We start from the raw sequence: 15,008 nt of genomic DNA on the forward strand, positions 1-15,008 counted from the left end.
CAGGTAGGGGCGGGTTCACCAACAAGATCTACCAATAATTGACAATCTCAAAAACCCGCCCAACCGGGATATTATGGTCAATCGACCGCACATGATATCAAGGCGGTTTTACCCTCGGCATTGAGGCGGTCAATCACGCGATCGGAAGCATCGGAGCCCTTGTCAGCAAGCAACGTATCCGCCACCAGGTGGGGATCTTATTTGCTCCCCTCCTTAGTGACTCAAGAGCGGGAACGCTCGTCCCGGCAATAGGTCTTTGATGCGTTCCCACTGGTCATCGCCCAGCGCATAACGTCGCGTCATCGTTCCTAGATTGGTTTCCTTCTGGGATGGCTTCCCCTAGCTTATCTAATTGATGACACGCTGTAGTCTAAGGCAAATTCTCCCAAGCTTGAGCCACAATGTCGCTCAGCCAAAGCCTCTGAGCAAAATCGAGCAAATTGTCGTCGGCGAGTACCTCAGCCTTCAACTCATCCAAAGACTGAGATCGCGATCGAGCTATTTGAATCACACCCGCGATCGCCGATGCCACCAATTCTTCATTCAGCGGCTGCTGTCGCAAAGCAATCATTTCTTGAGGGTTCGTAGGAATGGGATAATTCATAGGAGTGCATACCGAAGAAAGTAAATATTCAGCCGCTGTGGGGCTTCCGGCGAATCAGCTAAAAATTTGAGAACACTGTAAACTTATTTAAAACTAAATAAGTATTCGGGAGTATAACTTAGTTTGCTCCCTTGTCAACTCCCCCATCTTTATTCATTTATTCAGAATTAAGAGTCTAATTATGCAAGAAATTCTTTATCTAGAAGTTCCCACACCAGATACAGCAGCCGTCTGCACTTGGTTGCAGCACGAATTCGATCCCGGAATAGGAGAAAAAATTATTACTCCTGACGGTTTTCGCCTGCTTTCACCAGCCACAACAGCCGAGGTTCTCAAGTCTGGAACTCAAAATGGCAATCCAAAACCCGCCTTCGCTGACACCAATTCAGGAAACCAAAATTGGCGATCGACAGAACTTTCCACCTTTGTCTGGTCACTGCAGCGCACAACTTATTTAAAAGTCTTTCGTCTAGAAGACGCGCCCGCTGGAGAAAGAAAGTTCCTGGAAGCTCTGAATCTTGCAGTGAGAAACAAGTTTCCCAATCGCTACCCGGAACCCCCTGTTATAGACCTTTCCAAACAGTCAATTTTTGAGGCTCTTGCCCCCTATTACCCCCTCACCGTCAAATACTTCAAAAAAATGCCCAAAGGCGAATACGACCTGCTGCGCGTCTACTGGTGGGAGCAGCGCTGGCGCGAAGGCACCCGCAATCCCCAACAGCCAAAACAAGTAGTGTTTGTCCACGGAGGAGGAAGTTCGGCAACGGATTCTGTAAGGGAGGTAACGGAGGTCAGGAAGACCGAAGTTGGCACAGGGGAGAAGGCATCCGGCACAATTCCAGTGTCTGATTCTGGCAATACTTTTTATGACTTAATTTATATTGGCGGGGCCTTGGGAGTGATTCACGCCGCAGTGATGGCGAGATTGGGCTACCGAGTGCTGCTAGTGGAACGAATGCCTTTCGGGCGGATGAATCGCGAGTGGAATATTTCGCGGGACGAAATTCAAAGCTTAATTGATTTAGGTTTATTTACTGCTGCAGAAATCGAAACTTTGATAGCCCGAGAATACAAAGATGGCTACAACAAGTTTTTTGATGCTAACAATCCGCCCGTTGCTAAAGCGCCTGTTCTGCACACGCCGAAGGTGCTAAATGTAGCTTTGGACGGCGAGAAACTGCTGTATTTGGCGGGAGTTAAGCTAACAGAAGCGGGCGGGGAAATCTGGGACGAAACTGAGTTTGTCAGAGCCGATGTTGAAGCGGAAAAAGTAGTAGTTCAGGGTCGCCACTTGCCGACAAAAGCCGATCGCACTGCATTAGGACGGCTGCTGGTGGATGCAATGGGTTCGGCTTCTCCCATCGCTTGGCAATTGAACGAAGGGCGGACTTTTGACAGCGTTTGTCCGACAGTGGGAGCAGTCATCGACGGAGGATTTGAGCCGGGAGTGTGGGATTCCGATTACGGGGATGTGCTCTACACTCACGGGGATATTTCTCGGGGCCGCCAGCTCATTTGGGAGTTATTTCCCGGCGCCGGCACAGAACTGACAGTTTATCTATTTCATTACCACCAAGTACATCCCGACAATCCCGGTTCTTTGCTGGAAATGTACGAGGATTTTTTCGCAATTTTGCCGGAGTACCGGCGCTGCGATGTCGATAAATTGGTGTGGAAAAAACCGACCTTTGGTTATATTCCCGGGCATTTTAGCGCCAACAGCAGCGATCGAGCCGTGGCGATCGATCGCCTAATCTCGATCGGCGACGCAGCATCCCTGCAATCTCCCCTCGTTTTCACCGGCTTCGGCTCCCTCGTCCGCAATCTTTTCCGCTTAACAGATCTTTTGGATACAGCTTTAAAGCACAATTTGTTGACGGCAAATCACTTAAACAAAATTCGTGCCTACCAGAGCAATGTTTCAGTAACTTGGCTGTTTTCTAAAGGCATGATGGTTCCAACGGGTCGTAGTTTGCCACCCCAAAGGATTAATTCAATTCTCAATACCTTTTTCGGTATTTTGGCAGCCCAAAAACTCGCCGTAGCCGAAACTTTTATTAAAGACAGAACCGACTGGCTAACTTTCAATCGACTGGCCCTCGAAGCAGCCGGAAAAAACCCTTCTCTCCTGGTGTGGATTTTAGATTTTGTCACCTTGGGGGATATTGGGCGCTGGCTGGGGAGTTACTTGAATTTTACTCTGCTGGCTTTGGCTAGTTGGCTGTTCGGATGGCTTCCCAGCTTCGCCCGCAGCGTACAGCCTTGGTTGGAGCCCCGGTATCCGGCTGTTTGGCTGTGGCTGTTGACTAGCTGTTATGCTCTCACCTACGGTATGGGAAAAGGGAAAAAATTGTTTTGAGTTTTGAGTTACCCCTCTTCTGTCACTTTCCGGATTAAAGAAGTAAAAAGTAAGCCCAGATTAAGCAGAAGAATCAAAGGGTTGGCAGTGATTCATTGCATCAATATCAATACTTAAATTCCAGCAATAAACTGGCATAAAATTCAGTTTGTAAAGTAGGAAAAAAGCCTAGTCAGAAAGGAGCTTATATTGAGACAGCAGGAAACCATAAATTACACATTAATGAGAGCCAAAAGTTTGTAAAACTTGAAACCAAGGGGGGTAATAAATTACGTTTGGATGACAGGATGCGCAATATTACTTTGAGTTCTACGGGTAATATTGATATCAATGCCCAGGGCATCGTTACTATCACAGGTAGCTTGATTAAACTCAACTAAAAATTAAGGAATTTTTGTATGAGTAGACCAGCAGCTAGAATTACAGATGCCGTAGCCCATCCCCTCCCACCTGTATTAACGGGAGGGCCTGGTAGCCCTAATGTATTGATAGGCAATTTACCCGCCTAGCGGGGGATTCCTTTAGCCTCAGCAGGTGCAATAGAATCGGCAAAAGCAGTTAGCGAGACAGGGATTAAAGCAGCCGAAGCTGCCACCCTAGCTGCCGCAGCAACCCCAGGATTGCCAGCAGCTAAAATGGCTGAAGAAACAACGAAAGCAACGGCTGCAGCAACCATGAGCAGTACGATTGTTAGTAGGGCTGGTGGGGCAGATATCCATAATTGCGCTACACTTTTGCCACTTCCCCACATAGCCGCTTAGTTGTAATCGGTAGTAGTCTTACAATTTTGATTGATCCGCTTCCCGCCAGTCGCTTAAGATATACAATTGTGGAAGCACTTGAACCACCGAATAAAATATTAGCGGGCTGTGCTACCGTATTAATTGGTAGTTAACCCTAGTCCTAAAAATAGCAACAGGACTTACTAGCAACCCTGAAATAGGGTGTAGCGCGTAAATCTCGGGTTCCAAAGCGACGATTTTTAAGAGAAACCGGGTTGGTGAGCGTAAGTCCCGCATCGAATCTCAAATCAGAAATTAACAATCTGCAATAATTGCTGGCAGTGCCGGGAGGAGTTAGGTGATGAACGATCGAGTATTAGCCAAAAAGAAAACCTCAGCGACGCCACCTGTGGCTACTCAAGCAAGTTCGCCCCTACTTCACCAACGCCCGTTGACGGATGAGTTATCAGAATCTGTTGGCAGCAATTCAAATATATCGAAGGAATTAGCAGGGATTAAACCAAAAACAACTCGTCGTGGCTTGAATTGGCAAAATATCTCTGTAGAAGCGCCCTCCCGGGGTAATGGGATGTCTTTACCAGGTGGGATTCAAAGCCAACAGAAAGAACCAGGGGGAGTAATTGGCGAAAAGGTTTCAGCAGATTCAGCACAAAAAAGCGCTCTGGAATCAAGCAATTCAACGATATCCACCGAAAAGCCAGCACAAAAGCCATTAATCGCCCGTACTCCGTTTAATGGGCGAAATATTCCAGTAGAAGCGCCTGCTAGTTCGTCGGCTTCTAGCACTTACCCAGGAGGAATTCAGCGTCTTGAAACTTCTGAAGTGAAGGAACAAGAAAAATCAACTCAATCTCTCCAGATGCAGCCTCTTGAGGAAATTCAGGCTAAGTCTAGTTCCGGCGAACCACAAGAAAAAGAAGAGCAAAACCAGGAATCAGTTCAAACAAAACTAACCGTTGGCGCACCGGGGGATAAACACGAACAAGAAGCTGACAGCATGGCGGCGAAAGTCATGGCTATGCCAGACTCGGCCTTACAGCAGCCAATTCAACGTCAAACCGGGGAAGACACAGAAGCAGTCCAAATGCAACCCGAGGAGGAAATTCAGGCTAAGTCTAATTCCGGCGAACCACAAGAAAAAGAAGAGCAAAACCAGGAATTAGTTCAAACCAAACTAACCGTTGGCGCACCGGGGGATAAATACGAACAAGAAGCTGACAGCATGGCGGCGAAAGTCATGACCATGCCAGACTCGGCCGTACAGCAGCCAATTCAACGTCAAACCGGGGAAGAAACAGAAGCAGTCCAAATGCAACCTCTGGTAAATTCCATCACTCCACTGGTGCAGCGCGAGTCAGGGAAGGAAGAAGAAGTCCAGATGAAGTCAGGGGCGAAACAAGCATCTGATGGGAGTTCTGTAGCTTCTGGCAGCGTAGAAAACCGACTCGCGGGTTCTAAGGGTGGGGGTAGTCCTTTACCCAATGATGTACGTAGTTTCATGGAAGCGCGCTTTGGGGCAGATTTTAGCAACATCAAAGTGCATACCGACTCGAATGCGGTGCAGATGAATAAGGAGTTAGGGGCGCAAGCATTCGCTCATGGTAGCGATATTTACTACGGTGCGGGGAAGTCTCCGGGGAAGAATGAATTGACGGCGCATGAATTGACGCATACAATTCAGCAGGGTGCAGCAGGGCGGATGAATAAAGAAGTGCGGCGATCGCCAAACCAGCAGTTCGAGGAGAAAGAACAACTTCAAGCCAAGAACCTACCCGATCGTACCCTTAAAGATTCCCTGAATAAGGAACTGCGCCTGCAACAACAACAGCACAAGGAAGAGGAAGGCGAACCGCTTCAGGCTAAAGAAATTCCCGCTCAGACTCCCGAAGTTTCCTTAAAAAAGGAACTGCGCTTACAACCGCTGGAGGAGCAAAAGGAAGGCGAACCGCTTCAAGCTAAAGAAATTCCCGCTCAGACTCCCGAAGTTTCCTTAAAAAAGGAACTGCGCTTACAGCAACAACAGCAGAAGGAAGAAGAAGGCGAACCGCTTCAGGCTAAAGAAATTCCAGGTCAGATTCCCGAAGTTTCCTCAAATAAAGAACTGCGCTTGCAACCGCTCCAGGAGCAAGAAGAAACCAAACCACTTCAAGCTAAGGAACTGCCTGGTGACAACCCCGAAGTTTCCCTCAATAAAGAACTGCGACGGCAGCCAGAAGAAACCCCCGATGGGATGATTCAAGCAAAAACACTAGAATCCGGCTTCACGCCAAGTGGCCTATCCATTCAGCGTGGGATTGGGGATTTGGTTTCAAATGGGTGGAACAAAACAAAGGACTTCGTCGGCGCAGGACTCGGAAAAGGGCGTGAGTTATTAACAGGCGGTCTTGATTGGGTAAAAAACAACATTATCCGGCCTCTGACGAGTTTGGCATCAAGCGGGTGGAACGCAGTAAAAGGCTTCGGCAGTCAGATTGGAAACGCATTTCAACAAGCCAATCCTACTATCTGGGATGTTTTCCAACCGGAGCATCTGATGTTCCGTATGGCAAGCAATCAAAGAAAACAACTGTTTGCACAAGCCATACAAGCAGAACGAAGCCAACAGGCTCAAGCTGGTGCCGGAATTCAGTCTTCGGGTCCAGCACCCGTAACAGAACCTAGTCAATTACAACGGTTGAACGGACTGGCGGAAACCGTAGAATCCGGCGCGGGTAAGGTCTTTGATATCAAGAAAGAACTACTTGAAGGTGCTGTTCTGGGTGATTTCAAGGAAAACCCATCTATATGGAACACGATTGGACAGGTTGCCATAGGTTTTGTTCCCTATGCTGGGCAGGCTGCTGACATACGAGACATCGTTGCCAATGTCAAGAAACTCCATGAGGGAGGATACAAAGACCCTGACGCTTGGATTAATCTCGGTCTAACAGCTATTGGTATCATCCCAGGTTTTGGGGATGCCATCAAAGCGGCTGGCAAAGGTTCAAAAGGAGTTATCCGTGAAGCTCTTAGCGGTGTCCTGAAGAATGCAGATAACATCTTGCATCCTGTTTTAAGCAAAGCCAAAGGGATGCTCAAGGGTGCGCGTCGCTACGGTAAGCAATTCCTTGAATGGGCATCTGGACATAGAGCAAAGTTACTGCAAGGCGTGAAGGGATTTGGCCAAAAAACTGTCAATTTTGCCAAAGCAGCCGATCAACGAGCGCGAGGACTGGTTACGGCACTGAAAGCACGGATTGGCGGATTTGTCAATGGTGCCATGCAAAGAGCGCGTGACGTTACCAACCAAGCACAAGGCTTATTAGGTAAAGTAATGGGGCCATTCATGGGGATGGCGACAAAGGCGTTTGATGGGGTCAAAAGTCGCGTTTCGCAAGCAGTCAACATGGTTAAAACGGAGGCGCAGCGCGGGAAAGATATAGCCTTGAAGGTTGGTCGCAAAGTCGTTGAGGTGACGCAAAAAGCGACAACTCTCCTGAAAGACTTTACTCAAAGCGCTATTCAAAAAGGGCGACAGGTACTTCAAACCGCTAAGCAATGGAGCAGTCAACAGATAAAGACAGCTACTGAGTTAGGGAGTAGATGGGCCACACAAGCTCGCAAGCGAGTCGCAGATCTGGTTCGCAATGGCGTGAAGTTGGCGAAAGAAAAAGCCATTCCTTTCATCAAGCAGAAAATAGGAGGTGTCAAACACCGAATCAAGAACTTCTTGCAAGACAAATGGAATCGCCTGAAAGAGAAACTTGGAATTAACAAACCTGGAAAAGCAGGAAAAGAAGGGGCTGAACGCCGTGCAAAAGGGACAAGCGATCCTGTCTCGAACAAGCCAGAGAAATTTAGCTCTGACGAAGCTGCTGCTTTGTTGAATAAGGCAGAGAAACTTAGCCCCGAAGAAGCTGCCGCTTTCTTAGGCAAGGTGGACAAGCTTAACCCTGCTGAAGCTGCTACTTTGTTGAATAAGATAGACAACATGACGCCTGATTTAGTCACTACCTTCTTAAACAAAGTAGATAGGCTCAACCCTCAGGATGCTATGAATTTGTTGAGAAAAGCCGAGGGGCTTCCCTCTGATGAAGTTGCTAGGCTAGTAAATAAAGTTCCTCAAAATAATGGGTGGGTTTTACCTAAGGAAGGTGGTGGTGCCCGCATCGGAAATAGGCTTTATACTGAGCATGCCCTTGAAAGGATGGCTCCCCGAACTCCCCAGGTAATGGCTGAGATAGAAGCTAGAGCTTTAAAGAGAGCTGAAGCTAAGGGGCTACAAGTAGGTACACCAGAATTCGGGGCTTGGTGGCAGAAAAATGGACCTGATCCACGAGGTATCCCTCCATCAGTTGTTGAAGCTGAAATTACTAATCCTGGTAGTACAAGTATCAAAGTAATCACTAATAATTATGGAGTTGTTGTGACAGTTATACCAAGCAAATAGAAATATGCAAACTAGCGATATGGATTTTGATTTAAGCAGTCTTCTGGTTGTTTTTGATGAATTGCTACCTCTGACAGATGAAGATCAAAAAATCTACTGGTTCAAATTTACTCGCCAGGATAGTATTACTATTACCTTAGCCTTCTCAGTATACGAAGGAGATGTCAATGTCATTGTGCGATGCAATCCAAAAGTTGCTTGTGCATCCATCAGGATTACACAATGCACGGCTGTGCGTGTTCTCGAAATCGAAAAAAAATCTTTAGAAGTTATTAGCGGAAACGCAGATTCCCTCTCAAAGCGTTGTTTTATCTCCTTATTAGGAGACACTATTGTTGAATTTGAAGATAATAGTCGTGCCAAAAAATAACCTGATTGAGAAAACACCTAAAATTCGCAGCCGTCTTTTAATGCTCCCTAGTGCGATCGCCCGATCGCACCTCACTCGCCTAATCCTAATTGCCCTAGAACTTCAACACCAGGGTGGTGAAGACGCAATTCGCCCAGAAAACCGTTAATTTTGCTAAAGCAGCGGGTCAACGAGCGAGAGGATTGGTTACGGCACTTCATTCACGGATTGGCGGATTTGTCAATGGTGCCATGCAAAGAGCGCGTAACGTTGCCAACCAAGGACGAGGCTTATTAGGTAAAGTAATGGGGCCATTCATGGGGATGGCGACAAAGGCGTTTGATGCCGTCCAAAGTCGCGTTTCGCAAGCAGTCAACATGGTTAAAACTGCGGCGCAGCGCGGTAAAGATGTAGCGCTTAAGGTTGGTAGCAAAATTGCTGATACCACGCGGAAGGCAGGGAATCTTCTCAAAGACTTTACTCAAAGCGCTATTCAAAAAGGGCGACAGGCACTTCAAACCGCTAAGCAATGGAGCAGTCAACAGATAAAGACAGCTACTGAGTTAGGGAGTAGATGGGTCACACAAGCTCGTAAGCGAGTCGCAGATCTTGTTGGCAATGGTGTGAAGTTAGCGAAAGAAAAAGCCATTCCTTTCATCAAGCAGAAATTGGGAGGTGTCAAACACCGAATCAAGGACTTCTTGCAAGATAAATGGAATCGCCTGAAAGAGAAACTTGAAATTAACAAACCTGGCAAAGAAGGGCCTAAGGGCGGTGCGAAGGAGACACCCGATACCGCAGCTAAAAAGGCTGCTGAATTACCTGCTGCGATCGCACAAGCCAAAGCAATTACGAAAGCTAACGATGCGGTTGATACGCCTGTGCCAGCGCTATTGGGAGTACTGAATGCCTCTGTTAAGTCTAGATACTCTTGGATCAAGCGCTTTGAAGCGCGTCCGAAAGCATCGCCTGGTCACTACTCTGTTCATATGATTGCCAGTGACCATGAAATTGGGAATTACACCACTCGAGGAGGAGGACACATACCAAACCCGCCGCTGCGGTCGCCCAATAGACGGCATAACATTAACAGTGTAGATCAAAAAACAGTTGCCAAAGAAATGAATACAATGATTGAGCCTGGGGTAGATGTTGCGGGCGATGTAGCCGCAATCAATGCTGGTAGAGCTACCCGTGACGGTAATACTTTCATAGTCAATGGTCGCACTTACGGTATGCACGATGGCATCCTTTACCCCATATCCGGACCAGGCTTCCACCAATTAGACCGTGGAGCATTCAAGGCTCTTGGAGTCTACAACACGTTTGGAGATACTCCCAGGGCAGCCGAGATACTGGACAAAATTGGGATGAGCGAGGCTCAGCGTCAGACAGCACTTAATGTATGGAAAGCTGGACAAGGAGGTAAATAATGATTTGGCAAGAGTTTCTCGTAGATCGAAATCTTACTGAAAATGAAATAGCAAATGCAATTGCTAACCTGTTTTTAATCCCTCTAACAGATGTTTTAGTAGTTGATGATATTGTCGAAACTGATGTTAGTGAGCGAGTTCGAGTAGTGTGTGAGCGAATGTCAGTAGAGGGGGACTTTTCGATTAGGCTCTCTATCTACTTACGCGACTCAAATTTGGACCAGAGCGACAGTACATTGAAAATTGGTCAATTTTGCGAATTACTGAACTGTCAATGTCTGGTTTCAGATGAGTCTGTCAATCCTTATCAGTGGCGGTTGGTACAAAGTTCGGAAACCTGGAAACTTGTTTATCTCGATCCAAGATTACTTGACGAAAACGAAGAGTATATTATTCAAAACCCTTGTGAAAGCAAGTAATATTCTCTCAATTTAGACGTACTATGGCAGTAATTATGAAGGCAGGAATTCGCTAGTTAAACCACAATATGAGAGACAGTCTTCTTGTCCATAAAAGATATTTAATGCTGCCTAGTGCGATCGGGCTATCGCACCTAACTCGCCTAGTCCTGATTGCCCTAGAACTTCAACGTCAGGGAGCTGAAGTTGCCTTTGCATTCAAAGAAAATAACCAGATTTTAGAGCATTACCAATTTCAGGTTTTCCCCGTATCAGATGCTGTAGTTACAGACTTCAGTAGTAATGTCTTTGCCGCCTACACACCATCCTTAATCGAACAATGTGTCAAAGACGAGTTAAAAGTAATTGAAGCCTTTAAGCCAGATGCCATTGTCGGAGATTTCCGCCTGACTGCTGCCATTTCATCAAAAGTTTCAGGCATTCCTTACATATCGGTTGTGGATGCCTGCATGACAGATTACTTCGCTCCCGTTGATGTCATGATTTCCAAAGAGAAGAGACCTTTGGAACACAGAATAGCATCTGTAGCAGCTAAAGCTATTCAGGCATCTCAGAAAAGAACATTAGCGACTCACTTTAAAACAGTTGCCCAGCAATACAAGCTGAAAAAACTCGGCTCTCTCTATGATTTTCTAACAGGCGATTTAACTTTAATAGCCGACTTGCCAGAGTTTAGCCCGCTTGAAAATCTACCTCCAAACTTCCGTTATATTGGTCCGCTAATCTGGGAAGGGTTGAACGGTGAAGTTCCAGACTACTTGAAAAAGCTTAACAACTCAAAACAACTTATTTATGCCACAACAGGCAATACTGGAAAAGAAACGTTTATTCAGCTTGTTGTTGATGCCTTTAAAAATGACACTTCTTATGAAGTGGTTTTAACCACTGGTGCTTTTATACATCCTGATGCAGTGCCTAATGTTTCAAATATTCATGTAGCAAGTTTTATCCCCGGCTCAGAGATTCTGAAGCAGTCCCAGGCAATCATTCATTGCGGGGGACATGGTACCACCTATCAGGCTCTGTCCCAAGGTGTCCCTGCCGTAGTCATCCCCTTCAACAATGAGCAGACGATCAATGGGTGGCTGATTAAGAGACATAAAGTAGGTATTCCTTTATCGACTTCTGAATTAACTGGAGATCGAGTTAAACTAGCTGTAAAAAAAGCGATCGCTGATATTGATATGCAAAAGAACCTTCAACACTTCAAGGAGATATTGACAAAAACTAACGGGCCGAAATCTGCTGCCGATGAGATAAGTAATTTTCTAGGGGGGTCAGGAAGATGAGCGCGATCGCTGAACATTGTAAATTGGACAACTCCCTGACGCTACGCGACCCTTCGGCATCGCCCTTAACCTTGCGGGCAGTAGATTTGATGCTAACCAAGCAGGAAGACACCCTCAGTGAGTGCCGCCTCACCTTCGAGGTAAGTCCAGAACTCTACCAGCGCATCGACACAGAGGCATTGTTCAATCTCAAACCCCAATTGCGCGGTCCCTTCTCGGCTGGTCCATTCCAGCCCGAACCCGACATCCAAATCGAAGTTACATTACAGCCGGATTTGCTGCCCCACCTGACAAACCATACGGCAAACCCTTTGGAGGCCGCAGCCTACCTCCAGAACCTCTGCCAAGAACAACCCGACAACCCACTGCTATCCACCGAAAGTTGGTTTGGTGTGCACATCAAGCAGCTTATTGAGTCGGGCGAGATTGGTTATCGGACTTTATGGTCTTATGTCAGTTTGTCTGTAATTACTCAGGAAGCCGCTTCGAGGGGACAGATTTCTCAGTCAATGATTAATTTCTTTAAAGATTGGGCTGATGCCGAGATGTCGGCTGTGACTGAGGCAGCAATCTCTGAGTCTGTTGAAGAAATTACTAAGGCATTCGAGGAGTTGGCTGATACTGGGCTGGCGGTAACTGAGAAGGCAATTTCTGAGATTTTTGAAGAAGTTACCAGCGCGTTTGAAGAATTGACGGATGCTGCAACTGAGGCTTACGCGCCGTCAGCTACTTCTAAACAAGAAATTTTGCCAACCATCGTCAATTTTTTCACCTATGATGACTGGCCTTTTGCCAAAATTAAAGGCGAACCAGTTCTTCGTATGATGTTCGGGGGTAAAAATGGAAAATGGACTTGCTACGCTAAAGCTAGACCTGAACAAGCACAATTTGTGTTTTACTCTATTTGCCCCGTTAACGTACCAGAAAATCAGCGCTTAGCTATAGCAGAATTTATCGCACTGGCAAATTATGGCACGATTATTGGCAACTTTGAGCTAGACTTTGCCTCTGGGGAAATTCGCTACAAAACCAGTATTGATGTAGAAGGTTCGACGCTCACTTTTCCTCTGATCAAACAATTGGTTTATACCAACGTGATGATGATGGATCAATACTTGCCAGGAATTATGTCTGTGATCGCGGGGGGTATGGAAGTAAAGGATGCGATCGCCCAAATAGAATCATAAGCAACCCTTCCAAACCAATCGCGCGATCGCCAAAGATAAACCGTCTCAACCAAACCGCTCAAATCTGACTCAGCAATCAAGGCTACATTTTCACCATCACGACGGTTGATGATATACACCTGATGATTTTGTACTACCCGATCTAACAACTTAAAAAAGTCATTTCAAGCGATCGGTTGAGGATGTGATTTTGTAAGATAGCATCAGCTTATGTACAGGTGCAGACTTTTACCGAGTTCCAACTGAAGCCCTATTAGCTTTCTTTTTGGTAATTGGTAAGTCGGAGCAATTACCAATTACCCATTACCAACTACCAACGCCGGAATTCCATCAGTCACAGCTTATAACTAGCAACTTCAGTTCGCTATCGAAAACTCGGCAATTCAATTTCAGCTAGCGATCGACGTTTTTTAGAAGGCCGCAGCGGACTGGCAATCAAAGCCAGCCAGTCAGGTTGTGTGACTGCTGTAGGTTTTGCCCCATTCGATCGCACTTCTTGAATGCCAAAAGTTTCAACAGAATTCAAAATTTGAACAGGCGGTGCCAATTCTGGGCTGCCTGATTTGACAGCAGCAGTTTCGGGTTCAGACTCAGCCACCGGCAGTTCCGGTTCCGCAACCGCAAGGGCCGAGTCAGTTGCTGGCTCCTGAGGCTGGTTGGTTTCGGTCGGATGCAATTGAATGCCGGATACTTGGGCTAATTTGTTGAGTTCCAGATTTGCTATGGGTTCAGGGTCGATCGCATCGGAAGCAGCCGCTGCCTCTGAATGCTCTGCAGGTTCCGACCAAGGTTTGACAGGGGAAGCGTTGAAAGCTGGCGGCACCGGAACCTGAGAGCTTTTGACCGCCGCGAGCAAAGATTCTAATTGCGCGGTGGCGGTATCATCTGTATTGTCCGGCGGGTCGATCGTCGGTGGCTTTACGTGCGGCATCTCCAGACTTCTTTCCAAGGCAGCTTTGAATTGCAGGGTGTGGCGCTGCTGGCGGTGCAAGCGCGATCGAAGTTCCCTGCAAACATTTTCTGTGGCTACTAGCTGGTGTAACTGTTCGTTGTAGCGCTGCACAGTAGACGCACATTCTCGCTCAACAGCCGCTAGCCTGGCTTGGCTGGTTGCCAAGTGACTTCTTAAACTTTCGACTAAAATTTCTTGACTTTGGAGAGTTTGATGGGAAACTTCCACTTTGCCAAACAGCCGCGTCAATTGTTCTTGAGTATTTTCGAGTTCTGCAGTCCGTTGTTTTAGCAAAGTTTCGCGATTCTGCAAGGTGTTTTGGGACTCTTCGAGAGCTGTTTCTAGCTGGGCGAGGCGCTGCAAAAGGTCGCGGTTGCATTCGTGCAGGGCTTGCATTAGGGTGACTGGGGTCGATCCTTTGCCCTTAGCCTGTTCGGCATTGCCAAGGAGATTTTTTAGATTGTCTGAAATCGGGGGCGAACCCGCCTCGGTAGGCTGTGTCTGAGATTGCGAATTTTTTGTTTCAGATTGTGTGGGAATTGCATCTACGCTGATGGCGTTGGGAAAATCTACTGTTTGCCAGTCTTCTTCTGGCTGTTGGGGAACCCTTGCCGGAGTGTCTGTCGGATGGGGGGCGATCGGCTCAAAACCCCCAGCATCAGCCAAATTTGGCTGCAATGGTTCGGTCTCGGATGGAACAGCAGGGTGCGGTTGGTGCTGATGGACTCGAAGATCAGCTTCTGACATGGCTTTTTATCCCAATAGTCACAGGGTCTGTGATACAGTCTATCCTTATAGATTCTCCAGAAGGAAGCCCCTAAGTGATAGTTTTTGTCATTTTTCCTGTTTTTTGGGACAATAGCCTCTAAATCGAGCGGCGCGATCGAGCTATAGCCTTCGGAATAAGCACGATCGAAGTCGTCTGGCGCGAACAAGGAAAAAGCAATAAAATCAAGGGTTTGAGCAATTCAGAACGTCCTAACCGTTTTAGCGGTTGGGCTATACAACCCGAACTCAAATTAACGCGTGAGATGCGCACACCAGAACCCTGCGGATGTGAGTTTTTGACCACGAGTCCTATAGAGAATATGGTGACATTCTCCTACACCAACTGAGTACAGTATGGTGTAGGCTTCTGGGCGACTCCAGCTATTGCTTCGGACATTGACTGGTAGAGTCGATGGCTGGTATTACCCAGCGCACCTCTCTGTTAGAACCGGACGTGCGGGTTTCCCTGCATCCGG

General features: G+C 47.0%; 11 protein-coding genes and 1 pseudogene. 8 read left to right on the forward strand and 4 right to left on the reverse strand.

The annotated features are described in order from the left end of the window. Window positions 1-370: 370 nt before the first annotated feature. Window positions 371-604, reverse strand: coding sequence for a hypothetical protein (locus QUB56_RS16450; RefSeq protein ID WP_015179135.1), 234 nt, complete (start codon window positions 602-604; stop codon window positions 371-373). 181 nt (window positions 605-785) lie between these two features. Here QUB56_RS16450 and QUB56_RS16455 point away from each other — a divergent pair, with 181 nt between their 5' ends. Further along, window positions 786-2,963: a flavin-dependent dehydrogenase gene (locus QUB56_RS16455; protein WP_332956510.1), complete on the forward strand. Its 2,178-nt coding sequence runs from the start codon at window positions 786-788 to the stop codon at window positions 2,961-2,963. A 505-nt stretch (window positions 2,964-3,468) separates the two neighbouring features. On the opposite strand, the gene QUB56_RS16460 is transcribed toward QUB56_RS16455, so the two are convergent. Beyond that, the gene (locus QUB56_RS16460) at window positions 3,469-3,639 is read right to left on the reverse strand and encodes a hypothetical protein (protein ID WP_332956511.1); all 171 of its coding nucleotides are present in this window, start codon (window positions 3,637-3,639) and stop codon (window positions 3,469-3,471) included. A 407-nt stretch (window positions 3,640-4,046) separates the two neighbouring features. Here QUB56_RS16460 and QUB56_RS16465 point away from each other — a divergent pair, with 407 nt between their 5' ends. The 7 genes from QUB56_RS16465 (at window position 4,047) to QUB56_RS16495 (ending at window position 12,812) form a co-directional block, all read left to right on the forward strand. Further along, complete coding sequence (locus QUB56_RS16465) at window positions 4,047-8,135, forward strand: eCIS core domain-containing protein (protein ID WP_332956512.1); 4,089 nt, start codon at window positions 4,047-4,049, stop codon at window positions 8,133-8,135. 4 nt (window positions 8,136-8,139) lie between these two features. Beyond that, window positions 8,140-8,505, forward strand: coding sequence for a hypothetical protein (locus QUB56_RS16470; protein ID WP_332956513.1), 366 nt, complete (start codon window positions 8,140-8,142; stop codon window positions 8,503-8,505). Next, window positions 8,492-8,653, forward strand: a complete 162-nt coding sequence (locus QUB56_RS16475) for a hypothetical protein (RefSeq protein WP_332956515.1) — start codon at window positions 8,492-8,494, stop codon at window positions 8,651-8,653. Before QUB56_RS16470 ends, QUB56_RS16475 begins: the two co-directional genes overlap by 14 nt. Continuing rightward, window positions 8,622-9,917, forward strand: coding sequence for a hypothetical protein (locus QUB56_RS16480; protein WP_332956517.1), 1,296 nt, complete (start codon window positions 8,622-8,624; stop codon window positions 9,915-9,917). The genes QUB56_RS16475 and QUB56_RS16480 overlap by 32 nt, the downstream gene beginning before the upstream one ends. Further along, window positions 9,917-10,336, forward strand: coding sequence for a hypothetical protein (locus QUB56_RS16485; RefSeq protein ID WP_332956518.1), 420 nt, complete (start codon window positions 9,917-9,919; stop codon window positions 10,334-10,336). Before QUB56_RS16480 ends, QUB56_RS16485 begins: the two co-directional genes overlap by 1 nt. Before the next feature lie 68 nt (window positions 10,337-10,404). Continuing rightward, window positions 10,405-11,625, forward strand: coding sequence for a nucleotide disphospho-sugar-binding domain-containing protein (locus QUB56_RS16490; RefSeq protein WP_332956520.1), 1,221 nt, complete (start codon window positions 10,405-10,407; stop codon window positions 11,623-11,625). Further along, the gene (locus QUB56_RS16495) at window positions 11,622-12,812 is read left to right on the forward strand and encodes a YbjN domain-containing protein (protein WP_332956521.1); all 1,191 of its coding nucleotides are present in this window, start codon (window positions 11,622-11,624) and stop codon (window positions 12,810-12,812) included. The genes QUB56_RS16490 and QUB56_RS16495 overlap by 4 nt, the downstream gene beginning before the upstream one ends. Here the strand turns inward: QUB56_RS16495 and QUB56_RS37265 are convergent. Together QUB56_RS37265 and QUB56_RS16500 are read right to left on the reverse strand one after the other, a co-directional pair. Further along, a pseudogene (locus QUB56_RS37265) lies at window positions 12,734-12,964 on the reverse strand (type II toxin-antitoxin system Phd/YefM family antitoxin); the annotation flags it as partial. The gene QUB56_RS16495 and the pseudogene QUB56_RS37265 sit on opposite strands and share 79 nt — an antisense overlap. 212 nt (window positions 12,965-13,176) lie before the next feature. Next, window positions 13,177-14,511 carry a hypothetical protein gene (locus QUB56_RS16500; RefSeq protein ID WP_332956522.1) on the reverse strand — a complete coding sequence of 445 codons (1,335 nt, stop codon included), beginning with the start codon at window positions 14,509-14,511 and terminating at the stop codon, window positions 13,177-13,179. Between the last annotated feature and the right edge of the window lie 497 nt (window positions 14,512-15,008).

This window comes from Microcoleus sp. AR_TQ3_B6 (genome assembly GCF_036702785.1).
Taxonomy (GTDB): domain Bacteria; phylum Cyanobacteriota; class Cyanobacteriia; order Cyanobacteriales; family Microcoleaceae; genus Microcoleus.

Excerpts from the sequence above, each read along its gene's own strand:
- QUB56_RS16450 (WP_015179135.1), bottom strand. The coding sequence starts at position 604 with ATGAATTATCCCATTCCTACGAACCCTCAAGAAATGATTGCTTTGCGA.
- QUB56_RS16455 (WP_332956510.1), top strand. The coding sequence starts at position 786 with ATGCAAGAAATTCTTTATCTAGAAGTTCCCACACCAGATACAGCAGCC.
- QUB56_RS16460 (WP_332956511.1), bottom strand. The coding sequence starts at position 3,639 with ATGGTTGCTGCAGCCGTTGCTTTCGTTGTTTCTTCAGCCATTTTAGCT.
- QUB56_RS16465 (WP_332956512.1), top strand. The coding sequence starts at position 4,047 with ATGAACGATCGAGTATTAGCCAAAAAGAAAACCTCAGCGACGCCACCT.
- QUB56_RS16470 (WP_332956513.1), top strand. The coding sequence starts at position 8,140 with ATGCAAACTAGCGATATGGATTTTGATTTAAGCAGTCTTCTGGTTGTT.
- QUB56_RS16485 (WP_332956518.1), top strand. The coding sequence starts at position 9,917 with ATGATTTGGCAAGAGTTTCTCGTAGATCGAAATCTTACTGAAAATGAA.
- QUB56_RS16490 (WP_332956520.1), top strand. The coding sequence starts at position 10,405 with ATGAGAGACAGTCTTCTTGTCCATAAAAGATATTTAATGCTGCCTAGT.
- QUB56_RS16495 (WP_332956521.1), top strand. The coding sequence starts at position 11,622 with ATGAGCGCGATCGCTGAACATTGTAAATTGGACAACTCCCTGACGCTA.
- QUB56_RS16500 (WP_332956522.1), bottom strand. The coding sequence starts at position 14,511 with ATGTCAGAAGCTGATCTTCGAGTCCATCAGCACCAACCGCACCCTGCT.